The organism is Mycobacterium liflandii, from assembly GCF_022354805.1.
In the GTDB taxonomy this organism is placed as follows: domain Bacteria; phylum Actinomycetota; class Actinomycetes; order Mycobacteriales; family Mycobacteriaceae; genus Mycobacterium; species Mycobacterium marinum.
In genome coordinates this window covers 5,748,987-5,772,026 of record NZ_CP023138.1, presented here as the reverse complement: position 1 = coordinate 5,772,026, position 23,040 = coordinate 5,748,987, and the positions used below count along the sequence as shown (strand labels likewise).

General features: G+C 65.1%; 21 protein-coding genes. 11 read left to right on the top strand and 10 right to left on the bottom strand.

Annotated elements, in window-relative coordinates:
* The first annotated feature begins 10 nt into the window (after positions 1–10).
* On the top strand, positions 11–1,015 hold the full coding sequence (locus CKW46_RS25615) for a glutathione S-transferase family protein (RefSeq protein WP_117437848.1): 1,005 nt from the start codon (positions 11–13) through the stop codon (positions 1,013–1,015).
* On the opposite strand, the gene CKW46_RS25610 is transcribed toward CKW46_RS25615, so the two are convergent.
* The 3 genes from CKW46_RS25610 to CKW46_RS25600 all read right to left on the bottom strand — a co-directional run bounded on the left by CKW46_RS25610 (position 1,012) and on the right by CKW46_RS25600 (position 4,135).
* Positions 1,012–1,866, bottom strand: a complete 855-nt coding sequence (locus CKW46_RS25610) for a putative endonuclease domain-containing protein (RefSeq protein WP_482052552.1) — start codon at positions 1,864–1,866, stop codon at positions 1,012–1,014. The genes CKW46_RS25615 and CKW46_RS25610 overlap by 4 nt on opposite strands.
* Before the next feature lie 107 nt (positions 1,867–1,973).
* Positions 1,974–2,450, bottom strand: coding sequence for a DUF2771 domain-containing protein (locus tag CKW46_RS25605; protein WP_020729587.1), 477 nt, complete (start codon positions 2,448–2,450; stop codon positions 1,974–1,976).
* 8 nt (positions 2,451–2,458) lie between these two features.
* Positions 2,459–4,135 carry an MFS transporter gene (locus CKW46_RS25600; protein ID WP_482052551.1) on the bottom strand — a complete coding sequence of 559 codons (1,677 nt, stop codon included), beginning with the start codon at positions 4,133–4,135 and terminating at the stop codon, positions 2,459–2,461.
* Between the two features lie 138 nt (positions 4,136–4,273).
* Between CKW46_RS25600 and CKW46_RS25595 the strand changes: the two genes are divergently transcribed.
* Complete coding sequence (locus CKW46_RS25595; protein WP_011738633.1) at positions 4,274–5,077, top strand: DUF3027 domain-containing protein; 804 nt, start codon at positions 4,274–4,276, stop codon at positions 5,075–5,077.
* Here the strand turns inward: CKW46_RS25595 and CKW46_RS25590 are convergent.
* A complete protein-coding gene (locus CKW46_RS25590; RefSeq protein WP_117437844.1) occupies positions 5,074–5,529 on the bottom strand; it encodes an SRPBCC family protein in 456 nt (151 codons plus the stop codon). The genes CKW46_RS25595 and CKW46_RS25590 overlap by 4 nt on opposite strands.
* A 23-nt stretch (positions 5,530–5,552) precedes the next feature.
* Positions 5,553–5,834, bottom strand: coding sequence for a DUF2530 domain-containing protein (locus tag CKW46_RS25585; protein WP_020786032.1), 282 nt, complete (start codon positions 5,832–5,834; stop codon positions 5,553–5,555).
* 258 nt (positions 5,835–6,092) lie between these two features.
* On the opposite strand from CKW46_RS25585, the gene CKW46_RS25580 reads away from it, so the two are divergent.
* The 3 genes from CKW46_RS25580 to CKW46_RS25570 are packed head-to-tail and all read left to right on the top strand — an operon-like array spanning position 6,093 to position 7,644.
* Complete coding sequence (locus tag CKW46_RS25580) at positions 6,093–6,524, top strand: Rv0880 family HTH-type transcriptional regulator (protein ID WP_020786033.1); 432 nt, start codon at positions 6,093–6,095, stop codon at positions 6,522–6,524.
* The gene (locus CKW46_RS25575) at positions 6,521–7,360 is read left to right on the top strand and encodes a TrmH family RNA methyltransferase (protein WP_015357100.1); all 840 of its coding nucleotides are present in this window, start codon (positions 6,521–6,523) and stop codon (positions 7,358–7,360) included. Before CKW46_RS25580 ends, CKW46_RS25575 begins: the two co-directional genes overlap by 4 nt.
* The gene (locus CKW46_RS25570; RefSeq protein ID WP_015357099.1) at positions 7,357–7,644 is read left to right on the top strand and encodes a DUF2537 domain-containing protein; all 288 of its coding nucleotides are present in this window, start codon (positions 7,357–7,359) and stop codon (positions 7,642–7,644) included. Before CKW46_RS25575 ends, CKW46_RS25570 begins: the two co-directional genes overlap by 4 nt.
* Here CKW46_RS25570 and sepH read toward each other — a convergent pair.
* Together sepH and serC are read right to left on the bottom strand one after the other, a co-directional pair.
* A complete protein-coding gene (sepH, locus tag CKW46_RS25565) occupies positions 7,641–8,432 on the bottom strand; it encodes a septation protein SepH (protein ID WP_015357098.1) in 792 nt (263 codons plus the stop codon). The two genes, CKW46_RS25570 and sepH, sit on opposite strands and share 4 nt — an antisense overlap.
* A gap of 121 nt (positions 8,433–8,553) precedes the next feature.
* Positions 8,554–9,684, bottom strand: a complete 1,131-nt coding sequence (gene serC, locus CKW46_RS25560; protein ID WP_482052550.1) for a phosphoserine transaminase — start codon at positions 9,682–9,684, stop codon at positions 8,554–8,556.
* Positions 9,685–9,890: 206 nt separating this feature from the next.
* Between serC and CKW46_RS25555 the strand changes: the two genes are divergently transcribed.
* Together CKW46_RS25555 and CKW46_RS25550 are read left to right on the top strand one after the other, a co-directional pair.
* Complete coding sequence (locus CKW46_RS25555; protein WP_117437838.1) at positions 9,891–10,916, top strand: AurF N-oxygenase family protein; 1,026 nt, start codon at positions 9,891–9,893, stop codon at positions 10,914–10,916.
* A gap of 18 nt (positions 10,917–10,934) precedes the next feature.
* Positions 10,935–12,620, top strand: coding sequence for an FAD-dependent oxidoreductase (locus CKW46_RS25550; RefSeq protein WP_482052549.1), 1,686 nt, complete (start codon positions 10,935–10,937; stop codon positions 12,618–12,620).
* Between the two features lie 76 nt (positions 12,621–12,696).
* On the opposite strand, the gene CKW46_RS25545 is transcribed toward CKW46_RS25550, so the two are convergent.
* Complete coding sequence (locus CKW46_RS25545) at positions 12,697–13,155, bottom strand: VOC family protein (protein WP_117437837.1); 459 nt, start codon at positions 13,153–13,155, stop codon at positions 12,697–12,699.
* Between the two features lie 1,434 nt (positions 13,156–14,589).
* Here CKW46_RS25545 and CKW46_RS25540 point away from each other — a divergent pair.
* A complete protein-coding gene (locus CKW46_RS25540) occupies positions 14,590–16,140 on the top strand; it encodes an Ig-like domain-containing protein (RefSeq protein WP_117437878.1) in 1,551 nt (516 codons plus the stop codon).
* Between the two features lie 49 nt (positions 16,141–16,189).
* On the opposite strand, the gene CKW46_RS25535 is transcribed toward CKW46_RS25540, so the two are convergent.
* Entirely contained in the window at positions 16,190–17,311 is a 1,122-nt protein-coding gene (locus CKW46_RS25535; RefSeq protein ID WP_012396184.1) for a citrate synthase 2, read from the bottom strand.
* A 70-nt stretch (positions 17,312–17,381) separates the two neighbouring features.
* Between CKW46_RS25535 and pdxH the strand changes: the two genes are divergently transcribed.
* The 3 genes from pdxH to CKW46_RS25520 all read left to right on the top strand — a co-directional run bounded on the left by pdxH (position 17,382) and on the right by CKW46_RS25520 (position 21,456).
* Positions 17,382–18,041 carry a pyridoxamine 5'-phosphate oxidase gene (gene pdxH, locus CKW46_RS25530; RefSeq protein WP_161964905.1) on the top strand — a complete coding sequence of 220 codons (660 nt, stop codon included), beginning with the start codon at positions 17,382–17,384 and terminating at the stop codon, positions 18,039–18,041.
* Between the two features lie 263 nt (positions 18,042–18,304).
* Positions 18,305–19,774, top strand: coding sequence for a flavin-containing monooxygenase (locus CKW46_RS25525; RefSeq protein WP_015357091.1), 1,470 nt, complete (start codon positions 18,305–18,307; stop codon positions 19,772–19,774).
* Between the two features lie 386 nt (positions 19,775–20,160).
* Complete coding sequence (locus CKW46_RS25520; RefSeq protein WP_012396181.1) at positions 20,161–21,456, top strand: citrate synthase; 1,296 nt, start codon at positions 20,161–20,163, stop codon at positions 21,454–21,456.
* A gap of 4 nt (positions 21,457–21,460) precedes the next feature.
* Here CKW46_RS25520 and CKW46_RS25515 read toward each other — a convergent pair whose 3' ends face one another.
* The gene (locus CKW46_RS25515; RefSeq protein ID WP_015357090.1) at positions 21,461–23,035 is read right to left on the bottom strand and encodes a phytoene desaturase family protein; all 1,575 of its coding nucleotides are present in this window, start codon (positions 23,033–23,035) and stop codon (positions 21,461–21,463) included.
* Positions 23,036–23,040: the final 5 nt, after the last annotated feature.

Below are 23,040 nucleotides of genomic sequence, written 5' to 3'. Positions count from 1 at the left end.
CTGTCCACCCATGGGCTCATATGTTGCCGGCGCCGGTGAATTCAGCCGCGACACCAACTACATCACCACCCGCATCACCGCCGACGGGCGCGACGGCTATGCGGTGCAGCCCGGTCGCTATCGCCTCATCGTTGCCCGGGCTTGCCCGTGGGCCAACCGCGCCATCATCGTGCGCCGCCTGCTGGGTTTGGAACCCGTTCTTTCCATAGGCTTTTGCGGACCCACCCATGACGCGCGCAGCTGGACCTTCGACCTTGATCCCGAAGGTCTGGACCCGGTGTTGCAGATCCCGCGACTACAGGACGCCTACTTCAAGCGCTTCCCGGAGTACCCCAAGGGCATCACCGTTCCGGCGATCGTCGATGTACCGACCGGCGCGGTGGTCACCAACGACTTCGTGCAGATGACCTTGGACTTGTCCACGCAGTGGGCCGCCTACCATCGCGACGGCGCCCCGCAGCTGTACCCGTCACGGTTGCGACTCGAGATCGACGAGGTGAGTCAGCGGATCTACACCGAAGTGAACAACGGCGTGTACCGCTGTGGCTTTGCCGGCTCACAGCAGGCGTACGAGGCCGCTTTCGATCGGCTGTTCGGCGCATTGGACTGGTTGAGCGATCGTCTGGCGAGTCGACGCTATCTGGTGGGGGACACCATCACCGAGGCCGACGTGCGGCTGTTCACCACGCTGGCCCGTTTCGATCCGGTGTACCACGGTCATTTCAAGTGCAATTGGTACAAGCTCAGCGAGATGCCCGTGTTGTGGGCGTACGCTCGTGATCTGTTCCAGACCCCGGGATTCGGCGATACCGTGGACTTTGTCCAAATCAAGCAGCACTACTACATCGTGCACGCCGACATCAACCCCACCGGGATTGTTCCCAAAGGCCCCGATCTGGCTGGCTGGTTGGCGCCGCACGGACGGGAAGCGCTGGGCGGCAGGCCCTTCGGTGATGGCACGCCGCCCGGGCCGCCGGTCGCAGGGGAGCGGGTCCCGGCCGGTCACGGAGCCTAGGTTCTGCGCACGAGCGCGTGTCGAACCTGCGCCACGACGATGTCAGGCCGGTTTTTCAGTGTCTGCGCGTTGACTCGAACAATCGTCCACCCGCACGCTTCGAGTTCGGCCGATCGATCGAAAGCGTCGCTGCGCGCCGCGTTATTCCACTGACCTGCGCTGTCAAATTCGACGCCGACTTTGCATTCCGGCCAGCCCATGCCGATCCGGGCCGCCACCGCGCCCCAATCGTCGAGTACCTTGATCTCGGTTTGGGGCGCTGGCAGGCCAGATCGAATGATTAGCAAGCGAATTCGCGTCTCATAGGGCGAATCGGCGCCGGCGTCGACCAGCGGTAGTGCCTGACGTAGCTGGATCAACCCTCGAGCACCGCGATGTCGCTCGGCGAGCATCTCGACGTCGGCCACCTTCAGCTCGGTGGCACGCGTCAGTGCATCGAGTCGAATCACCGCTGTGGTCAGTCCTTTTCGCCTTCCGAGGTCGAATGCCGTGCGCGCCGGAGTGGTCAGGGCGATGCCGTCGCGCACGCATACCTCGTCCTCATCGAGGCAGGCGCTGTGGGAAATGATGCCGCGCGCCTTGTCCCGGCCCCGTCGGTTGAGTTCGGCCGGTAGCCAATCGTCGATCCATCCCGTGCGGTGCAGCGCCGCGGCGGACAGGCCCACCGCCGTTGCGGACCGCCCCGACCACAACCACGCGGCGATGGCCCGCGTCACCGCCGTCAGCTTCTTCCCGCGGGGGATGTACACGTTGCGGTGAACCATCTCGAAGTGGGTCCGCAACCGGTGTGGTGTGACGGCTCCGGCGGCTAGTGCTTCAGTGCCCCGGAACGGCCAGTCCAAAATCTCCATGCCGACACGGTGCCTGGCCGTACCGACACGTCCGAGCGAATGTCGAGTTGTTGGGGGTCCCGCGAAGATCTGCCGACGGCGCGCCGCCCGGTGAGCCAATGAGGTGGCTAGAAGACCACGCGCACCGACCATTCCGCGTGCGGTGCCTCCCGCAGTTCACCGGAGGGATCGACCACCAACGTCAGCAACTGCACGACCACCCCGGTGAGCCGCCCGCGTTGCGGGTCGACGGTGGGGATGGTGACAGCCAACCGACTGTTCGGCCGGAAGATGACGGCGGTGGTATTGGTCGGGTCGTCGTAGAGCTGCAGCAGCCGCCACGGTGCCCGGGAAATGGCCTGCGGGACCGACAGCTGGACCGGATAGCGTTCGGTCACCGGCAGTTCGCCCTGAGTCTGCGGCGTCTGGCACTCGTCGAGCCTGAGCACGTCGCAGTACATGTATGGACCTACCCGGGTCAGGTGCCCGTGTGAGTACAGGCTGATCTCGGGCCGTTGTGGACCGGAATTGCGTGCCAGTAGCCAGGCGCCGACGCCCGCGCTCGCCGACAACCCCAGCACCACGACTGCGATCAGCGCAGTCATCCAGCGTTTCACTGCGGTCCCACTCCCGCCGTTGCGGTCCCCCGGCGCGTGGTCTCCTGCTCGGCCATGACGGGACGGTTGCCCCCGAGGCCGGGTATCAGCGAGTCGCCCCGAAAGCTGACAATTGTTTGTGCCAGACCCAGGATCAGCAGCGCGCTGACCGTGGTGAAGCCGATCCACAGGTCGGTGTAGATCAGCACGCCGACCGCCCCGCCCAGGACCCATGCCAGCTGCAGGGTCGACTCCGAGCGGCCAAAGCCCGATGCCCGCGATTCCTCCGGGAGGTCGTGTTGCAACGACGCATCCAGTGAGGCCTTGGCGATCGCACTCGAGCCCGACGTGACCAAGGTGGCGATGGCGGCAGTCACGAGGTTGCCGGCCACCGCGGCCGCCAGCGCGAAAGCGGTGACCACCACGGTGCAGCGCACTACCAGCACCGCCGGCCTACCCAGCTGTAGGCGAGCGCTGGCGAAGTTTCCGGCGAAATTGCCGATTGCGGCCGCCGCGCCGATCAAGCCCAGCATCCCCAGCTGAACCCACCCGTTGGCATCGTGGGCCTTGGCGACAAACGCCGGGTACAAGAACAGGAAGCCGACCATCACCTTGATGGTGCAGTTACCCCACAGCGAGGTAATGATGTTGCGGCCCAAGGGTTGTCGCAATGCTCCGCTGAGATTCTTGACTTCTTCGGGCCAGCTTCGGCGTTGCCTGTCACGGTCGCGGTGGTAGCTCAGTGTCGCGGGAACCTCGCCCGCGGTCACCTCGACCCAGCGCGGAATGCGCATGGACAGCAGCGCACCGGCCACGGTGACCGCGACAACGACGAACAGCGCTCCCGGCAACTCGAACAGGCGGGTGCAGGCGAACTCGACCCCCGCCGCGACGGCACCGCCGGCCATGGTCCCGCCGAGCAGGCCGAATACCGTCAGGCGGGAGTTGACTCGCACCAAGTCGATGGACGGCGGCATCACCCGGGGCGTCATGGCACTGCGCAGCACGCTGAAGGACTTCGACAACACCATCATGGCCAGTGCGCAGGGATAGAGCACCCAGGACGGGAAGCTTCCGCTGGCCCCGTCGTAGTTCATGATCAGCACCAAGGCCAACACCGTGCGAAGTCCGAACGAGAGCGCCAACGCGACGCGCCGGCCGTGCTGCAGTTTGTCCAGCGCGGGACCGATCAACGGGGCGACCACGGCGAACGGAGCAATCGTGATCAGCAGGTAGAGGGCCACCTTGGATTTGCTCTCGCCGCTGGCCGCCGCGAAGAACAAGGTGTTGGCCAGTGCTACAGCCATCGAGGAGTCGACCGCGAAGTTAGCCATCGTCGGCCACGTCAGCGCGGTCAACCCCGACTTGTCGGCGCCGTCGGCGGTCGCGGCGCGCTGGACCATCCAGTACATCCGCGAACCCATCTCCCGGCTGCGCATTGCCGCGGCGCGGGTGACGGTGATCCGTTCACCGCTGCTGAGACCGCGCGGGGGTGGTGGGGGCGCCTCGTTCCCCTCCGCGTCGTCTTCGGATTCCGGCTCCCGGTCCAGCGGCGGGAGGTAGCGGTTGGCGCTTGGCATGGGCGGTGGACGGCGCGTGCGACGGTTGCCGGGGCCGTCGGTGGGGTAGTTCGCCATCCCCGGGTGCTCACTGACCGATCCGTTTCGGGTGCGGCGGCCCGGGGACGCGGCCATTCGGCCCTGGTGATCACGCCGCCATCCAGACACAAATCAATTCTGTCCTATCTCGCCGCCCCGTGTAGGCAACCGGGTGTGGCTCGCCTCCCGTGTCTTCCGGCAGTATGGGAGTCGCTTGCAGAAAGGAAAGGGAATGTGACCGGACCCTTTGAGGACTCGACGGAATCCTCCGCGACGGCCGTGGCCGAGTGGCCCGAAGAGCTGGCGCCGACGCTCACGGGTGCGGTTGCGCTGGCCAGGGAGGCTGTCGAGGAGTTCAGCGGCGCCGAGGCTGTCGGAGATTACCTGGGCGTCAGCTACGAAGATCCCAATGCCGCCACCCACCGATTCCTGGCGCATCTGCCCGGCTACCAGGGCTGGCAGTGGGCCGCAGTGGTGGCCAGCTACGTCGGTGCCGATCGGGTCACCGTCAGTGAGGTGGTGCTGGTCCCGGGCCCAACCGCGCTGCTGGCGCCGGCCTGGGTGCCGTGGGAGCAGCGGGTACGGCCGGGGGATCTAAGCCCGGGAGACCTGCTGGCGCCGGCGAAGGACGATCCACGGCTGGTGCCGGGTTACGCCGCCAGCGGTGACGCTCAGGTCGATGAGACCGCGGCAGAGGTCGGGCTCGGCCGGCGCTGGGTGATGAGCGGTTGGGGCCGTGCCGAGGCGGCGCAACGATGGCACGACGGAGACTGCGGCCCCGACTCGCCGATGGCGCGATCGACCAAGCGAGTGTGTCGAGACTGTGGGTTCTTCCTACCGCTGGCCGGATCGCTGGGCGTGATGTTCGGGGTATGCGGTAACGAACTGGCGGCCGACGGACGCGTTGTCGACAAGCAGTACGGTTGCGGCGCGCACTCGGATACCCCCGCTCCGGCGGGCACCGGCTCACCGATGTACGAGCCGTATGACGACGGAGTGCTCGATGTCGTGGAGAAGCCGGCCGAGTCGTCGGACTAGCCTGCTTCGGCGGCAGCCTTGATCCTGGCCAGCGAGGTGTTCATGCCTTCGACCAGCTCACGTTCAAAGTTCGTGTTGCCGCCGAGCAGGGCATTCACCGACATGCTCGAGAATGCGCTGACGCCGTTTTCGGCGTGACGGCTCTCGGTCAGCCGGGTTCCCGCGCCGTGCGGCGCCAGCTCATAGCTCCAGATCGTGCGGTTGGTATCGACCCGGAATGCTAGCTTCTGCTCGGGGATGACCTCCACGATTCGGGAGCTGGTGGGCCAGAACAGGCGGTTGCGGCGGTTGAAGTTCAGGGTGCGGGTGTCCTGGCGCAACGGGCCGAATTGGTGCATCCAGCGGCACTGCGGGCTCCACTCGGGCATCCGTCGCAGATCGGATATCAACGCCCAGACCATCGAGGGTGGCGCGTCGATATCAATGTGCGTTTGCAACAGCGGAGATGCCATGGGTCCTCCCGGGTAGGCAATTACTAGTCGATTTGCTGGTCGAGGTAGGTCTCGAGTCCGGCCTGAGCGCCGCGCGCACCGCGGCGGGCAGCGGCAAGCTGCCAGACGAAAAGGCAGGTACCGAACAATCCCACCACCAGTCCGGCCACCGTCACTGGACGCCAGCCCTGCAGACTGGGGACCAGGAACGCCGCCATGGCCGCGCCCAACCAGGCGAGCGCTCCGACCAAGATGACCGGCCACACCTCGAGCAGGACCGCCGGTAGCGGAGGCGGTTCGGGGCTTTGGTCGGGCTCGATACTCATCGTGTCTCCAAGATAGCCAAGTCGCCATCCAGGCGGCCGTGCGGATGCAGGTGGGTTTGCCCTCGCGCCGACGGCGGGGTCGTTCTCGTGTCCGCGAGCGCCCCATCGGCCCAGGCCGCCCCGGGCGCGGCCAGGCTTCGGTAAGCGGTGTGCCAAAGCGGTCGCGGGCGGTCGCGCCGAATCCTGGCCGTCGGACACGGCGGGCATGGGTTTGCCGTTCTGAACCCGCGCCATTGCGTTCCGATGTAACCTCGCGCTGTGCCTGACAGCGATGGGCGGCTGGCTAGCGACTTGTCGTTGGCAGTTATGCGGTTGGCCCGCCAACTTCGATTTCGGAACCCCTCGTCGCCGGTGTCGTTGTCTCAGTTGTCGGCATTGACCACGTTGGCCAATGAGGGCGCGATGACACCCGGCGCGTTGGCGATCCGCGAGCGAGTCCGCCCACCGTCGATGACTCGGGTGATCGCTTCCCTGGCCGACATGGGTCTGGTGGATCGCACGCCGCACCCCGTTGACGGCCGCCAGGTGCTGGTCTCGGTGTCCGAAGCGGGTGCGGAGCTGGTCAAAGCGGCGCGGCGGGCCCGCCAGGAATGGCTGGCCGAGCGCTTGGCGACGCTGGACGGCGACAAGCGCGACATTCTGCGCAACGCCGCCGACATCATGATGGCGCTGGTCGACGAAAGCCCGTGACCGCGCACAGCCATGTTCGCGACGTCGATGTGCGAGATGTCAGCGATCCCTACGACCCGTGCCTCGATGATTTCCGCGACCTCAACAGCATCGACCGCCGGCCCGACCTGCCGTCGGGCAAAGGGCTGGTGATCGCCGAGGGCGTGTTGGTCGTCCAGCGCATGCTGGCGTCGCGGTTTTCGCCGCGCGCGTTGCTGGGGACCGATCGCAGATTGCTCGAGCTGAAAGAAGACCTGTCCGGCGTTGGGGCACCTTACTACCGGGTCTCCCCGGACGTCATGGCGCAGGTGGTCGGGTTTCACCTCAATCGTGGCGTGTTGGCCGCCGCGAGCCGGGTGGTCGAGCCCAGCGTTGGGCAAGTCGTGGATGGCGCCCGCACCATCGCTGTTCTCGAAGGTGTCAATGACCACGAGAATCTGAGTTCGATCTTTCGCAACGCGGCCGGCCTGGGCGTGCATGCGGTGATTTTCGGCAGCGGCTGCGCCGATCCGCTGTACCGCCGCGCGGTGCGTGTCTCCATGGGGCACGCGTTGCTGGTGCCCTACGCGCGCGCAACCGATTGGCCCGCGGAGCTTGTCGCACTGAAAGAACGCGGATTTCGGCTCTTGGCGCTGACACCCAAGGGCGACGCTCGTGCGCTGCCCGAGGCGATGGACGCCGTGGGCGATCAACCGGTTGCCTCTCTGGTGGGCGCGGAGGGACTGGGACTGACGGCGGCTGCGCTGCGGATCAGCGACCTGCGGGTGCGCATCCCCATGTCGCGGGGCACCGACTCGCTCAACGTGGCGACGGCGGCCGCTTTGGCCTTCTATGAGCGGGCTAGGCTCGGCCAGTGACTGACGAACGCGGTGAATCTGTCCCCTGGGCTGCGGGTTTGGCGGTGGCCGCCTTTGTCGCAGCGGTGGTAGGGGTTGGCGATGCGGTGCTCAGCATCGGGCTCATTCGCGTGCATCCGCTGCTGGCGGTCGGTCTCAACATCGTGGCGGTCGGCGGGCTGGCACCGCCGCTCTGGGGCTGGCGGAACACCCCGGTGCTGCGCTGGTTTGTGCTGGGAGCGGGGGTGGGTGTGGCCGTGGCGTGGTTGGCGCTGATCGGCCTCGCCGGATTGGGCAGCCGCTAGCGCTGGCCGCTCGAACGCACCCCGAGCAGCACGTCCTCCCAGGCCGGGATGGCCGGCTTGCCACGGCGGCTGCTGGCCGGTTGTTCGGCCGGAGCGGGCGGGGTCTGCTTCGCCGGTTTGGCGGGCTTTGCCTGCTTGGCCGGCTTTGCGGATTCGTCGAAGGCCAGGTGCGAGACCGGTGCCAGGGGCCGTAGCGGTGCCTTGTACTCCGGGTCGATTAGTTCGCTGGCCGCGTCGTCGATCGCGGTGACCGTGCCGCCGTGGGCTCCCGGGGCGAAACGGAAATGCGCGAGGTTGTCCGAGCGGCCGGCCTTCCAGGCCAGCTGTACCGTCCAGCGGCCGTCTTCGTTGCGCCAGGCGTCCCAGTCGAGCCGTTCGGGGTTGAGGCCACGGGTCACCAGCGCTGCGGTGATGGTTTCAAGCAGCGTCAGAACCGCGGGGCCGTCGGCGAGCATGGGGTGCGCGGCCGTCGCCAGTTCGGCGGCGCGCGAGCGTTCCAGCAACACCGGGTGGGCGAAGCGTTGGATGCGCGCGATGTCTGAGCCTGACGCGGTGGCGACCTGTTCGACAGATGCCCCGGCGCGGATGCGAGCCTGAATTTCCTTGGGACTGAGCATGTTGGTGACTTCTATGTCGAGTTGTGGTTGCTCGGGCGGTATCGGTTGGCGCTTCAACGCGGCCCGCAGCCGGTCATCGGCGGGCAGCTTGTATTTCTCGGTTGAGTCGACACCCTCGCAGAGAATGTATTTGCCGTCGGCGTCGAGCCCAACCACTCTCAGTTCCCGCATGGCTTCTCCTCGCAGGCTCCGTGCAGGTCGGCACCGGACCTGTTACGTTGCGAACTTTACGGCAGCGAAAGGCTGCCGCCGCGCTGACACGCTGGACGGTTGCCGGTTGATAACGGCGAGGTTAAAGACGCTCGACAACCCAGTCGATGCACTGGGTGAGTGCGCTGATGTCGTCGGGTTCCACCGCGGGGAACATCGCGACCCGCAGCTGGTTGCGGCCCAGCTTGCGGTACGGCTCGGTGTCGACGATGCCGTTTGCCCGCAGGGTCTTGGCCACGGCGGCGGCATCCACGTCGTCAACGAAGTCGATCGTGCCCACCACCTGTGAGCGCAGGGCGGGATCGCTGACGAACGGGGTGGTGTAGGGACGTTCCTGCGCCCACGAGTACAACCGCTGCGACGAGTCGGCGGTGCGCTTGACGGCCCAGTCCAGCCCGCCATTGCCGAGCAGCCAGTCGAGCTGTTCGGCCAGCAGCACCAGGGTGGCGATCGCCGGAGTGTTGTAGGTCTGGTTCTTCAGGCTGTTCTCGATCGCTATCGGCAGCGACAAGAAGTCGGGGACCCACCGGCCGGACGCGGCGATGGCCTCGACGCGCGCCAGCGCGGCCGGGCTCATGATGGCCAGCCAGAGGCCGCCGTCGCTGGCGAAGTTCTTCTGTGGCGCGAGGTAGTAGGCGTCGACCTCGGTGATGTCCACCGGCAGGCCGCCGGCGCCCGAGGTGGCGTCGATGACAACCAACGCTTCGCCTGAGCCGGCCGGACGATGCACCGGCACCGCCACACCGGTCGATGTCTCGTTGTGGGCCCAGGCAACGACATCCACGGAGGGGTCGGCCTGCGGTTCGGGTGCGCTGCCCGGGTCGGCCTTGATGATGATCGGGTCGCCGATGAACGGGTTCTTGGCGACGGCCGAGGCGAACTTCGAGCTGAACTCACCGTAGGTCAGGTGCAACGACCGTTTGTCGATCAAGCCGAAGGCCGCGGCGTCCCAGAACGCCGTCGCGCCGCCGTTGCCCAGAATGACCTCGTAGCCGTCGGGCAACGAAAAGAGGTCGGTCAGCCCCGACCGCACCTGGCCGACCAGATTCTTGATCGGTGCCTGACGGTGGGAGGTGCCGAACAGCTCGGCTGCGGTGCTGGTCAGGGCCTGCAATTGGGCGGGCCGGACCTTGGACGGGCCGCATCCGAAGCGCCCGTCGCTGGGCTTGAGGTTGGCGGGAATGTCGAGGGAAGTCGCGAGCTGGTCAGCCATGGTAATCAGGGTAATGAGAGGTGGCGCGGTGGTGACCAAGCGGGCCGAAAAATACCTGGCAGCGCGATCCGATGTGAGCGAGCCCACAGTTGACCGCCCGCTGGGGCTTGGGCCACTCTCCCTTTCGAGGGTCTGGATAATTCCCGGTACCAGCGGTACCATGTTCATCATACGTCCGAATGTAAACCTCATCGAGGAGGGCTGTAATGGCCAGGACGCGAATGGTTCGGCGGTGGCGCCGCAATATGGAAGTGCGCGACGACGCCGAGTACGTGGAAATGCTCGCCACACTGTCCGAGGGGTCTGTGCGGCGGAATTTCAACCCGTACACCGATATCGATTGGGAGTCACCGGAGTTCGCTGTCACTGACAACGATCCCCGGTGGATCCTCCCGGCAACGGACCCGTTGGGGCGCCATCCCTGGTACCAGGCTCAATCCGAAGAACGCAAGATCAAGATCGGGATGTGGCGGCAGGCCAACGTGGCCAAGGTTGGGCTGCATTTTGAGTCCATCCTGGTCAGGGGCCTGATGAACTACACCTTCTGGATGCCCAACGGATCACCGGAGTATCGGTACTGCCTGCACGAATCGGTCGAAGAGTGCAACCACACCATGATGTTCCAGGAGATGGTCAACCGTGTCGGCGCCGACGTGCCCGGGATGCCCCGGCGGTTGCGTTGGATTTCGCCGTTGGTTCCATTGGTGGCCGGCCCGCTGCCGGTGGCGTTCTTCATTGGTGTGCTCGCCGGCGAGGAGCCCATCGACCACACCCAAAAGAACGTGTTGCGCGAAGGTAAGTTGCTCCATCCGGTCATGGAACGGGTGATGGCCATCCATGTCGCCGAGGAAGCCCGGCACATCTCGTTTGCGCACGAATTCCTCCGCAAACGCTTGCCGAAGCTCACCAAGCGGCAGCGGTTCTGGATCTCGCTGTACTTGCCGCTGACGATGCGGTCGCTGGCCAATGCGATCCTGGTGCCGCCGAAGGAGTTCTGGGCGAAGTTCGACATCCCGCGTGAGGTCAAAAAGGAGCTGTTCTTCAGATCGCCAGAGTCGCGAAAGTGGTTGCGCGACATGTTCGCCGACGTGCGGATGCTGGCCCACGACACCGGTCTGATGCAGACTCGCTCGGCGCGGTTGATGTGGCGTATCTACAAGATCGATGGGGAGCCGTCTCGGTATCGCAGCGAGCCGCAGCGCCAGCACTTGGCCGCTTCGCCCGCCGCATAGGCCGTTACGAGCTGTTCTATGCCGCACGTTATTACCCAGTCGTGCTGCAACGACGGGTCCTGTGTGTTCGCCTGCCCGGTCAATTGCATCCACCCGACACCTGACGAGCCCGGCTTCGCGACGTCGGAAATGCTCTATATCGATCCGGTGGCCTGCGTGGACTGTGGTGCATGTGTGAGCGCCTGCCCGGTGGGTGCGATTGCGCCCGACTCGCGGCTGGACTCCAAGCAACTGCCGTTCGTGGAAATCAATGCGTCGTACTATCCGCAGCGTCAGGGCGGCGAGAAGCTACCGCCAACGTCAAAGCTGGCACCGGTGATCCCCGCTGCCCAGGTTCGGCCGCGCAGCCAGCCCCTCACCGTCGCCATCGTCGGGTCCGGGCCCGCGGCGATGTATGCCGCCGACGAGTTGCTGGTTCAGCATGGCGTGCGCGTCAACGTCTTTGAGAAGCTGCCCACGCCCTACGGCTTGGTGCGCGCCGGTGTGGCGCCGGATCATCAGAACACCAAGCGGGTCACCCGATTGTTCGACCGGGTGGCACGCCATCGCCGGTTTCGGTTCTACCTCAACGTGGAGATCGGCAGGCAGCTGAGTCACGCGGATTTGTTGGCCCACCATCACGCTGTGGTGTATGCGGTCGGCGCGCCCGATGATCGTCGTCTGCACATCGATGGGATGGGCTTGCCGGGCACCGGTACCGCGACCGAGTTGGTCGCATGGATAAACGGGCATCCAGACTTCACTGACCTACCTGTCGACCTGAGCCACGAGCGCGCGGTGATCATCGGCAACGGAAATGTCGCCCTCGACGTGGCACGCATGCTCACCGCGAATCCGGACGACCTGGCTCGCACCGATATCGCTGACCCGGCGCTGCGCGCACTGCGCAACTCGGCGGTTCGCGAGGTGGTGATCGCCGCCCGCCGCGGACCCGCCCACTCGGCGTTCACTCTGCCCGAGCTGATCGGGCTCACGGGTTGCGCCGAGGTGGTTCTCGACGCGGCCCATCGTCAGCGGGTCCTTGACGATTTGGCAACCGTCTCTGACCAACTGACCAAGCGCAAGCTGGAGATCTTGGCAACGCTGGGGGAGGGCTCGGCGGCATCGGGCCCGCGCATCCGGCTGGCATACCAACTCACCCCCCGATCGGTGCGTGGTGAGCAGCGAGCCAGCGGCGTGGAGTTTTCGGTGACCGGTACCGACGAAATGCGCACCCTCGATGCGGGGCTGGTGCTGACGTCGATCGGGTATCGCGGCACGAAGATTGGCGATCTGCCGTTTGACGACAATGCGGCGGTTGTCCCCAATGACGGTGGCCGAGTCGTGGACCCGGTTCGCGGCGCCCCGGTGCCAGGTGTCTATGTCGCGGGCTGGATCAAGCGCGGGCCCTCCGGGTTCATCGGTACCAACAAGTCCTGCTCGCTGCAGACGGTTGCGGCGCTGGTCGCCGACTTCAACGCGGGCAAGCTGGGCGATCCGGTGTGCAAACCGGCCGCGTTGGCCAAGCTGGTGCATACCCGCGAACCCGACGTCATCGACTCCGCGGGATGGTTTGCCATCGACGCGGCCGAGATTGCACGCGGTAACGCCGAGGGGCGTCCGCGCAACAAGTTCACCGATGTGGCCGACATGCTGGGTACCCCCGCCTCGGGGGCACCGGTGCGCCCGTCTCGTGGCTTGCTCGCGGCGATCCTCGGCAGGTAAGCGAAGTCGTCAGGCCGCGCCGTTGCGCAGGCGCCGCGGTACGGCGACGCCTGCGCAACGGCAGGGTTGATCTGCGTTAGTTGCTCGCCTGTGCGGACATGGCCGCTTGGATCTCCTCCATGCTGACCTCGCGTACCGGCTGGCCCAGCGACCAGTGGTGGCCAAAAGGATCGGCGACAACTCCGTAGCGGTCTCCCCAGAATTGGTCGTCCAACGGCGCCACAACCGTGGCTCCGGCATCCAGTGCCCGCTGGAACTTCGCGTCCACATCGGTGACGGTCAGATGGATAGTGACCGGTGTTCCGTCCAGGGATACCGGTGTCATCGACTTGCCCCCGCACATCTCGGGAAAGTCGTCGTTGAGTATCACGGTAGAGCCGTTGATCCGAAGCGCGGCGTGGACCAGCCTGCCGTCCGGACCGGGCACCCGGCCCAACTCCTCGGCCCCGAAGGCCTTGACGTAGAAGTCGATGGCGGCCGCGGCGTCGTGAACGACGAGGTGGGGGGACAGGGCGGGTTCGACGTTGATTGCCATGAAAGTCTCCTTGCTGTTGGCTTCCCGAATGGGCTCACCGGTACTGACCCAAGCCGCGACACAAACTCATCGCTGCGTTCGTCATTTAACCGCGGGGCACCGACAAGCCCCGGTGGCTTGTGGCCGGACGGGCGCTGGCCGCCTGTGCGGGACTCTTGTATCAGGCGCAGATCAGGCGCAGGTCAGGCGCGGATGAGGCGCGGATGAGGCGACGGACGGTGGCCGTCGCTCGGTGCGGTTCGCCTCGGTTCCCGACCGCCCCTGGTTCGCCCCCCGGTTGCTGGCTGCGGCCGGCTCCCGGCCGCGGGCCGATGTTGTGATGCGTCCACCGTGACTGTCTGACCGTGATGGGCGAGTGATCGTCAAGTGACCTGGTGGACGCCAAAGCGCTAGACGCGGCGCCGTTGACTACGATTTCAATTCTGCGAGAGCACTTTTCGGTATCGGCGCGAATGCGATTGGATCGCGACACGGGTGACTATTACGTCACGAAACACGCTGATTTTGACGGGATTTGCGAGGGAATTGTGCCCCTCTAGCACTTCCTGGCGATATGTCAACCCTTGGTGGCCGAACATCCACGATCGCGGACTGGCGTCGCTTTGGTGTCCGGGCTCCGGCGTCGGATGCGAATGTTGGCCGAGAGGGTGAAAGCGACTGACGCGTAGGTTCGTCATGTACGAAATATCTTGGCATATAGGTCGACCCGAAAATCCGCCGCAGTCAGAAGCCTGGGCGAAACGAGGATGCTGATGGCATCGCTCACCGATTGTCTCATCGAAAAGCGTTGGGCGGCAGCGGAGAAACCTTGAACTGCGCTGACTCGAGATGGCTGCGTATAGGTGATAAGTGCTGTCTTGCAATGACTATGGCCACTTTGATCGCGTTTCTTGTGCGCTATCCGGCTGGCAAGATCAATTCACTCACGACAGAACGTCGCTGCAACGGTCGCCACTGGCAGTGCCTTCTTGCTGCCTTTTTGCTCCCCTCGGCGGATCATCGGGATGGCCAGGGTATGGGCTGGTGATCTGGATGAATTTAATTGGAATTCAGGGTGTTTGAGCATTCGGTCGAGCCAGGGCGGGCGCTAATGATGCGTCGGGTGAGGCGGTCCTGCATGTCCGGACGCGGGTTACTCGGGCGGGCTCGACCGCGGCTTCCGGCTCCAAAGATCTTTATTGACAATAGCTCTGGTGGGGCAGCAGACTTCGCTGCACGTTACGGACCTCCCGGTTGCACACCTCGAACATCCTGGTTAGCAGCGCGACACCTCAATACCGCCACTTTGTCAGTCGATGCCGTCGGACGGGTCGTTGGCTTTGCTGGGCCTGGCTCGCATCGAGCTTGCCCGGCGAGCCACCGCGAGCTTGCTCATCGACCGGCAAAGCGTCATCCGACGAATCCACTTTCCCGGTGGAGGCACAAGGAGAATTTATGGGTTACGCCAGCCATGCGGTCCGGGTCGGGGCGCTGGTGTTCGTTCTGGTGGTGGGTGCTGCGGTGGCAACCGATCAGGCGATCGGCCATGCCGCACCAACTGATTCGGACGCCTCCAATGGTGAATCGTGGGCCGACGTCCCCGCGCCGCCGGGCGGCGAGAACACCGCAGCGTCTCTGCTGCCGGGGGCGGCACAGCCGGGTGCGGTGCCCGGTGCGGCGCAGCCGGGAGCGGCACTGCCCGGTACGGCTCTGCCGGGTGCGGCATCGCCAGGGGTGGGTACGCTACAGCTTGATCCCAGCAACATCCCCGATGACTTGCTCAACGCCGTGATCAATTTCCTGGCCTCAATCCGCAATGGAGTGGTGCCGATCCTCGAAAACCGCACGCCGGTGGCCACGCCCCAACAACTCAAGATCGACGTCAACGGCTCGACGGGCCTGGTTCCGTTTTCGGCCTACGACCCGGATGGCAACAGGATGACCTTCAAGGTCAATCCCCGCGGCACCCCTGGTGGGCCTCAGCACGGCATGGTGAACATCGACGAGAGCAGGGCCGCCTTCGTCTACACACCCGAGCCGAATTTCGTTGGCATCGACACGTTCACCGTTGCGGTCAGCGATGACACCAGCCTGCACGTGCACGGGCTAGTCGGATACTTGGGCCCGTTTCACGGCCACGACGACGTCGCCACCGTGACGATCTTCGTTGGCAACATCCCGACCGACACGATCAGCGGCGACTTCAGCATGTTGACGTACAACATCGCCGGGCTGCCGTTCCCGCTCTCCAGCGCGATGCTGCCGCGCTTTCTCTACACCAAGGAGATCGGGAAGCGGCTCAACAACTTCTCGGTGTCCAACGTCCAGGAGGATTTCAGCTACCACGAATTCCTGATCAAGAAGTCCAGGATGCCCAGCCAGACACCGCCCAGCCCGCCCACCTTGCTGTGGCCGATCGGTGTGCCCTTCTCCGACGGGCTCAATAGCCTCGCCGTGTTCAAGGTGAAAAGACTCGACCGGCAGACGTGGTTTCAATGCGATGCCGACAACTGCCTCACCCCGAAGGGTTTTAGCTACTCCCAGCTGCAACTGCCGGGCGGAAACACCATGGACCTCTACAACCTGCATGCCAACACCGGTGGTGGGGTGCTTACCAACGCCAACCTCAGGCAGCTTGCCAACTACATCCTGCAGAACTCCGCGGGCCGCGCGGTGATCGTCACCGGCGACTTCAACGCGCTGTACTCCGAGGACCAAGCCGGCCTGCTCGACTTCGCCGGTTCCACCGGGCTCACCGACGCCTGGGTGGAGGTCGAGCACGGCCCCACCACGCCGCCGTTCGCGCCGGACTGCATGGTCGGCAACGAATGCGAATTGCTCGACAAGATCTTCTATCGCAGTGGCACGGGAGTGACGCTGCAGGCCACCGCCTACAGCAATGAGGCGCCCAACTTCAACAATTCCAACGGGCAACCGTTGTCGGACCACAGCCCTCCGGCGGTTGCCTTCCACTACGAGACCACCAACGTCTCTTACCCGAACTAGTTTGTAGCGCTTGGCATTTGGTGCTCGATTCGACCTGTCCGGGCGCGTGCTATGCGGTGGTCAGCACCCGGTCCCAGCCCGCGACCGACTCCGGGGTGCGTGGCGCCGGCCCCACGTAGATCGCGGAGGGGCGGACCAGCTTGCCCAGCCGCTTCTGCTCGAGAATGTGGGCACACCAGCCGGCGGTCCGCCCGCAGGTGAACATCGCCGGCATCATGTTGGCCGGGACGCCGGCGAAGTCCAGAATGACCGCGGCCCAGAACTCGACATTAGTCTCGATGGCTCGGTCGGGACGGCGCTCACGCAACTCGGCCAGGGCCGCCTGTTCCAAGGCCGCCGCGACTTCGTACCGGGGTGCCGCCAGCCGCTCGGCGGTGGCGCGCAGCACCCGCGCCCGCGGGTCCTCCGCGCGGTAGACCCGATGCCCGAAGCCCATCAGCTTCTCGCCGCGGTCCAGAATGCCCTTGACCAGGCCGCGGGCGTCTCCGGTGCGCTCGACCTGCTCGATCATGGGGAGGACTCGGGCCGGTGCACCGCCGTGCAGCGGCCCGCTCATCGCACCGATCGCGCCCGAGAGTGCCGCTGCGACGTCCGCGCCGGTAGAGGCGATGACGCGGGCGGTGAACGTCGAGGCGTTCATGCCGTGTTCGGCGGCCGACACCCAGTAGGCGTCAATGGCTTCGATGTGCCTGGGGTCCGGTTCGCCTTGCCATCGGGTCATGAAACGCGCTGTTACCGTTGAACATTCGTCGATAACTCGTTGAGGCACGGCCGGCTGATAGATGCCGCGTGCCGATTGAGCGACGTACGACAGCGCCATCACCGACGCACGCGCCAACTGTTCGCGGGCCGTGGCGTCATCGATGTCCAGCAGTGGGGCGTAGCCCCAGATGGGCGCCAGCATCGCCAGCCCAGCCTGAACATCGACTCGTACATCGCCGGTGTGGATCGGCAGCGGGAATGGCTCGGCGGGCGGCAGCCCGCGGCCGAATTCCCCGTCGACCAGCAGCGCCCACACATCGCCGAAAGTCACCCGCAGACTAACGAGATCTTCGATATCGACGCCGCGATAGCGCAGCGCGCCACCGTCTTTATCCGGCTCCGCGATCTCGGTGGTGAAGGCGACTACGCCATTGAGGCCAGGGACAAAATCTTCCGGGACCACAGTCATAGCCAAATTCTTGCACTCCACCTCGGGGCGGAAACTACCGCCTAGTAGCCCCACCGGTAGCGTTGGCGCAATGACAGGGCCAAACGAGCAGCGCCTGGCCGCGATGCGGGTGGAATATGGGTCACCCGAAAAGGATGCCAGTCCCGACCTGGATGCGGACTGGCTCGGCCACGGATGGCTTGCGCTGGTTCGTAAGTGGATAGACGACGCGGAACATGCCGGGATCGCCGAACCCAACGCGATGGTGCTGGCCACCGTTTCGGAGGGGCGCCCGGTTAGCAGGTCGGTGCTGTGCAAGGCGGTCGATGAGGCCGGAATTACGTTTTTCACCAGCTATGACTCGGCCAAGGGCGCCGACCTGGCCGAGACTCCGTACGCGTCCGTGACGTTTCCGTGGTACCAGCTGGGGCGCCAAGTTCACGTCCGTGGCCCGGTGAGCCGGGTCGCTGCGCAGGTGACCCAGGACTACTGGTCTTTGCGGCCGCGTGGGTCTCAGCTGGGCGCATGGGCGTCGCACCAGTCGCAGCCGATCGCGTCGCGCGCGGCATTGCTCGACAAATTGGCGCAGGTGACGGCGCGCTTTGCCGACGTCGAGCGCATCCCGGTGCCGCCGAATTGGGGCGGCTATCTCATCGCAGCTGAGGTGGTCGAGTTCTGGCAGGGCCGGGAGAACCGGGTGCACAATCGGATTCGGGTCAGCGGCACACAGATCGAACGTCTGCAACCCTGAGATCGGCAAACCTTTCGCACTAATTGCGGCCGGTGATTATCGCGCCGGGTGCATAATGCATTCAATTTCCGCGCGCTGCATTAATCAGAATCGGATTCTGATCTATGTAGCGCTTTCGGCTTAATTTGACAGCGGCGGGTACTGGGCCCTAATCTTGTTGTGTCAACGCAGCCTTTTTGCATGTCGCATTATCGAACGGCATTTTAGAAGGAAGTTTTAGAAGGAAGTTTTGGTAGTGCGCGTTTATTGGGAGCAACTGATCAATGACAAGGCGTGATCCTTCCGTCGCCATCGTTGGCGCAGGTATGGCCGGAATCTGCATGGCAATTAAGTTGCTCAACAGTGGAATTACCGATGTCACCATCTACGAGAAGGCCGACGAGGTCGGTGGGACATGGCGTGAGAACACATATCCGGGCCTGGTCTGTGATGTGCCTTCGCGGCTTTATCAGTACTCGTTTGCCAAGAATCCGGATTGGTCGAACTTATTCTCGCCGGGCGGCGAAATTCAATCCTACTTCTGTGGGATTGCCGACCGTTATCGATTGCGGGACCGGATTCGTTTCGGGACCGAAATCGTCAGCGCGCGATTTGAAGACGATCACTGGTCGGTGGTGACGGATAGCGGCGAAGAGACGGCGGTCGACTTCTTGATCGTGGCCACCGGCTTGCTGTACCACCCGCGGGTGCCGGCGATCGCAGGTTTGGACGACTTCGGAGGCAGCGCCTTTCACTCGGCCCGGTGGGATCAACGGGTCGCGGTGCAGGGGCGGCGCGTGGCGGTGATCGGTAGCGGATCAACCGGCGTGCAACTCGTCTCCGCCCTGGCGGGTGTGGCGGCCAAGGTCACCATGTTCCAGCGCACCCCGCAGTGGATCCTGCCGTGGCCTAACAGGCAGTACTCAAAGGTGAGTCGTGCCTGCTACCGCGGGGCGCCGTGGCTCGAATCGTTGGCCTACAAGATATGGGGCCGGGCCTTCGAGCAATTCACCGCGGCGCTGACCAGGCCGGGCTGGCATCGCCGCGTAACGGGGATGACGTGCCGTGCCAGCCTGCGCCTGGTCCGGGATCCACACCTGCGCCAGGCTTTGACTCCGGACTACCAGCCGATGTGTAAGCGGCTGGTGATGTCCTCGGGGTTCTACCGTGCCATCCAGCGTGACGATGTCGAGCTGGTCACCACGGGCATCGACCGCATTGAAAACGCGGGCATCGTGACCGACGACGGGGTGCTGCGCGAGGTGGACGTCATCGTGCTCGCCACCGGATTCGACTCGCACGCGTTCTTCCGGCCGATGAAGCTGATCGGCCGCGACGGTGTCGAGATCGACGAGCTATGGCGCGGCGGCCCATATGCGTATCAGACGGTGGCAATGCCGGGCTTTCCGAACTTTTTCATGATGCTGGGTCCGCATAGTCCGGTGGGGAATTACCCGTTGACCGGCATTGCCGAATCGCAGGCCGATCACATATTGCGCTGGATACAGCGGTGGCGCAGCGGCGAGTTCGACACGGTCGAGCCGACGTCGTGGGCAACCGATGAATTCAATGCCAAGCTGCGGGCTGCGATGCCCAAGACGGTGTGGACGACGGGTTGCAGCAGCTGGTATCTGAACGATGATTGGGTGCCGGAGGTGTGGCCATTCGCGCCGGCCGAGCATCGGGCCATGCTCGCCAATCCCGACCTCGATCAGTATCACTTGCGTCGCCGGCCCGAGGTCCTGGCCTGGTAGCCGGGTCACGCGCGATTTCCGGCGCTTCGATCGGTGCACCGGTGGACCGCGTGATTTAAGTCTGTGAAATAGTTCCTGCGGAAATATTTGTCGCTGAATATCAATGACTCGCGAGGGGCGGATGAGCGGGGTGTGGCACGGTCGGCAATCCGCTCGATCGCGCGCATTCGCTTTTCTGACCGTTCATCCGGCTTCCGCACGGAATATGCAAAGGGTTTGTCGGGGCATGCCACGGTGGCCCGTCATGGCCACCGGGCAGCAGGGTCGCGGAGATCGACCGGACCAGCAGATACGACCCCGGGCAGGCGCGCCATCGTGTCAACGACTACCTTCAGCTATACGCACCGAGTGGGGCAGTCATATCAGCCAGAACGCAAAGGGGTCTCGTGTCCGACACCGACGACACCGCAACTCTGAAGTACCCGGGGGGCGAGATCGACCTGCAGATCGCCCATGCCACCGAGGGTGCTGACGGCATTGCGCTCGGCCCGCTGCTGTCCAAGACCGGACACACCACGTTCGACAACGGCTTCGTCAATACCGCGTCGTGCAAAAGCTCAATCACCTACATCGACGGTGACGCCGGCATTCTGCGCTACCGCGGATACCCGATCGACCAGCTGGCGGAGAAGTCGACCTTCATCGAGGTCTGCTACCTGCTGATCTACGGCGAGTTGCCCAACACCGACCAGCTCGCCCAGTTCACCGGCCGGATCCAGCGCCACACCATGCTGCACGAGGACCTCAAGCGGTTCTTCGACGGTTTCCCCCGCAACGCCCACCCGATGCCGGTGCTGTCCAGCGTGGTCAATGCGCTCTCGGCGTACTACCAGGACGCGCTGGACCCGATGGACAGCGAGCAGGTTGAGCTCTCGACGATCCGGTTGCTGGCCAAGCTGCCGACCATCGCCGCCTACGCCTACAAGAAGTCGGTTGGCCAGCCGTTCCTCTACCCGGAGAACTCCCTGACGCTGGTCGAGAACTTCTTGCGGATGACGTTCGGCTTCCCCGCCGAGCCCTACCACCCCGACCCTGAGGTGGTGCGGGCGCTGGACATGCTGTTCATCCTGCACGCCGACCACGAGCAGAACTGCTCGACCTCCACGGTGCGGCTGGTGGGTTCCTCCCGGGCCAACCTGTTCACCTCGATCTCGGGCGGCATCAACGCCCTCTGGGGCCCGCTGCACGGCGGTGCCAACCAGGCGGTGCTCGAGATGCTCGAGCAGATCCGCGACAGCGGCGACGACGTGAGCGAGTTCGTCCGCAAGGTGAAGAACCGCGAAGCCGGCGTCAAGCTGATGGGCTTTGGCCACCGCGTCTACAAGAACTACGACCCCCGCGCCAGGATCGTCAAGGAGCAGGCCGACAAGATCCTGTCCAAGCTCGGCGGCGATGACTCCCTGCTGGGTATCGCGAAGGAGCTCGAAGAGGCGGCGTTGACCGACGACTACTTCATCGAGCGCAAGCTCTACCCCAACGTCGACTTCTACACCGGCCTGATCTACCGTGCCCTCGGCTTCCCCACCCGGATGTTCACCGTGCTGTTTGCGCTGGGCCGGCTGCCGGGCTGGATCGCGCACTGGCGCGAAATGCACGACGAGGGCGACAGCAAGATCGGGCGTCCGCGCCAGATCTACACCGGTTACACCGAGCGCGACTACGTCGCGATGGACGGGCGGTAGTCGGTCAGCGGTCTTGCCGCAGGTAGGCCAACACCGCCATAGCGGCGTTGTGCCCGCCAATACCCGACACCGCGCCGCCCCGCCGGGCGCCCGAGCCGCACAGCATGATGCGGTCGTGGTTGGTGGCCACCCCCCATTGCTGGGCGGGGGTGGCCAGGGTGTCGTCGTTTTCGGCGAATGGCCACGATAGCGCGCCATGGAAAATGTTTCCGGCGGTCATGTGCAGCGTGTGCTGTAGGTCTGCGGTGGTCGTGGTCTCGATGCACGGCCGACCATCCGCGTCGGTCAGCAGCACGTCCTGAATCGGCTCGGCCAGGACCGAGTTCAGTGAGGCCAGCACCGCTGCGGTGAGTTGGTCGCGCAGCACGTCGGGGTCGGCGTTTCCGAACACCGAGTGCGGCGTGTGCAGGCCGAACACCGTCATGGTCTGCGCGCCGACGTCACGTAACGCGGGCGACAGGATGCTCGGATCGCTCAGCGAATGGCAGTACGCCTCGCACGGCAACGGATCCGGCAGATGCCCAGCGGCCGCGCGCTGGTGCGCGGCTTCCAGCTGGGTCCAGGTTTCGTTGGCGTGGAATGTCCCGGCGAATGCTTGTTCGGGTGTGACGACGGCATCACGCAACCGGGGTAGTCGCCGCAGCACCATGTTCACCTTGACCTGTGCGCCCGGGGCCAAGGATGGTTCGGTATCGCCGAGCAGCTTTGCCAGGACCGCTGGGGTGACGCCGGCCAGCACAAAGCGCCCGCGAACCAGGTGTTCGTCGTCGCCAGCGCGATAGCGCACGTCACCGTTCGGGGTGACCGCGACAGCTTCCGCGCCGGTCACTATTTCGGCGCCGTATCCGGTGGCGGCGGCGGCCAGCCCCGCGGTCACCGAACCCATGCCACCGATCGGGACGTCCCAGTCACCGGTGCCGCCGCCGAGCAGGTGATAGAGGAAGCAGATGTTCTGGGTCAAAGACGGCTCGTCGAGCCCGGCGAAGGTGCCGATCAGCGCGTCGGTAGCGATCACGCCACGAACCAGGTCATCGTGCACCGCGGCGGTGATGGCGCGTCCGATCGGTTCCTCGATCATGGCGTGCCAGGCGCCGAGTGCCTCGGGGGCGCCACAGTCCACCACGGTGCGGCGGGCCTGGTCGCGGGTGCGTAGCGGCTCGAGCAGCGTCGGCCACAGGCGTTCGGTCACCAGCCGGCAGCGCCGATAGAACGCGGCAAACCCGGGCTCATCGCCGGCCGCGCCGACCGCGGCAAAGGTGTCGTCGCCGGCGGTCCCGATCAGCAGGCCGGAGCGTCCGTGCGTGTCAGGTTGGGGGGTATAGGACGAAAACTGGCGCCGGGCTAGCCGGACCGGGGCACCCAGGTCTTTGATGATCTGCGGCGGCAGCAGGCTGACCAGGTAGGAATACCGGGATAGACGAACCTCGACGCCGTCGAACGCCTGGATCGAGACTGCTGCCCCGCCGACGTGTCCCAGGCGCTCGAGCACCCGCACGCGCAGACCCGCCCGTGCCAGGTACGCGGCCGCGACCAGGCCATTGTGGCCGCCGCCGACAACGACGACATCGAATTCTTTCATTCTGG

Coding starts and splice junctions, on each gene's coding strand:
- CKW46_RS25615 (WP_117437848.1), top strand. CDS start 11: ATGGGCTCATATGTTGCCGGCGCCGGTGAATTCAGCCGCGACACCAAC.
- CKW46_RS25610 (WP_482052552.1), bottom strand. CDS start 1,866: ATGGAGATTTTGGACTGGCCGTTCCGGGGCACTGAAGCACTAGCCGCC.
- CKW46_RS25605 (WP_020729587.1), bottom strand. CDS start 2,450: ATGACTGCGCTGATCGCAGTCGTGGTGCTGGGGTTGTCGGCGAGCGCG.
- CKW46_RS25600 (WP_482052551.1), bottom strand. CDS start 4,135: ATGGCCGCGTCCCCGGGCCGCCGCACCCGAAACGGATCGGTCAGTGAG.
- CKW46_RS25590 (WP_117437844.1), bottom strand. CDS start 5,529: ATGGCATCTCCGCTGTTGCAAACGCACATTGATATCGACGCGCCACCC.
- CKW46_RS25585 (WP_020786032.1), bottom strand. CDS start 5,834: ATGAGTATCGAGCCCGACCAAAGCCCCGAACCGCCTCCGCTACCGGCG.
- sepH (WP_015357098.1), bottom strand. CDS start 8,432: ATGCGGGAACTGAGAGTGGTTGGGCTCGACGCCGACGGCAAATACATT.
- serC (WP_482052550.1), bottom strand. CDS start 9,684: ATGGCTGACCAGCTCGCGACTTCCCTCGACATTCCCGCCAACCTCAAG.
- CKW46_RS25555 (WP_117437838.1), top strand. CDS start 9,891: ATGGCCAGGACGCGAATGGTTCGGCGGTGGCGCCGCAATATGGAAGTG.
- CKW46_RS25550 (WP_482052549.1), top strand. CDS start 10,935: ATGCCGCACGTTATTACCCAGTCGTGCTGCAACGACGGGTCCTGTGTG.
- CKW46_RS25545 (WP_117437837.1), bottom strand. CDS start 13,155: ATGGCAATCAACGTCGAACCCGCCCTGTCCCCCCACCTCGTCGTTCAC.
- CKW46_RS25540 (WP_117437878.1), top strand. CDS start 14,590: ATGGGTTACGCCAGCCATGCGGTCCGGGTCGGGGCGCTGGTGTTCGTT.
- CKW46_RS25535 (WP_012396184.1), bottom strand. CDS start 17,311: ATGACTGTGGTCCCGGAAGATTTTGTCCCTGGCCTCAATGGCGTAGTC.
- pdxH (WP_161964905.1), top strand. CDS start 17,382: ATGACAGGGCCAAACGAGCAGCGCCTGGCCGCGATGCGGGTGGAATAT.
- CKW46_RS25525 (WP_015357091.1), top strand. CDS start 18,305: ATGACAAGGCGTGATCCTTCCGTCGCCATCGTTGGCGCAGGTATGGCC.
- CKW46_RS25515 (WP_015357090.1), bottom strand. CDS start 23,035: ATGAAAGAATTCGATGTCGTCGTTGTCGGCGGCGGCCACAATGGCCTG.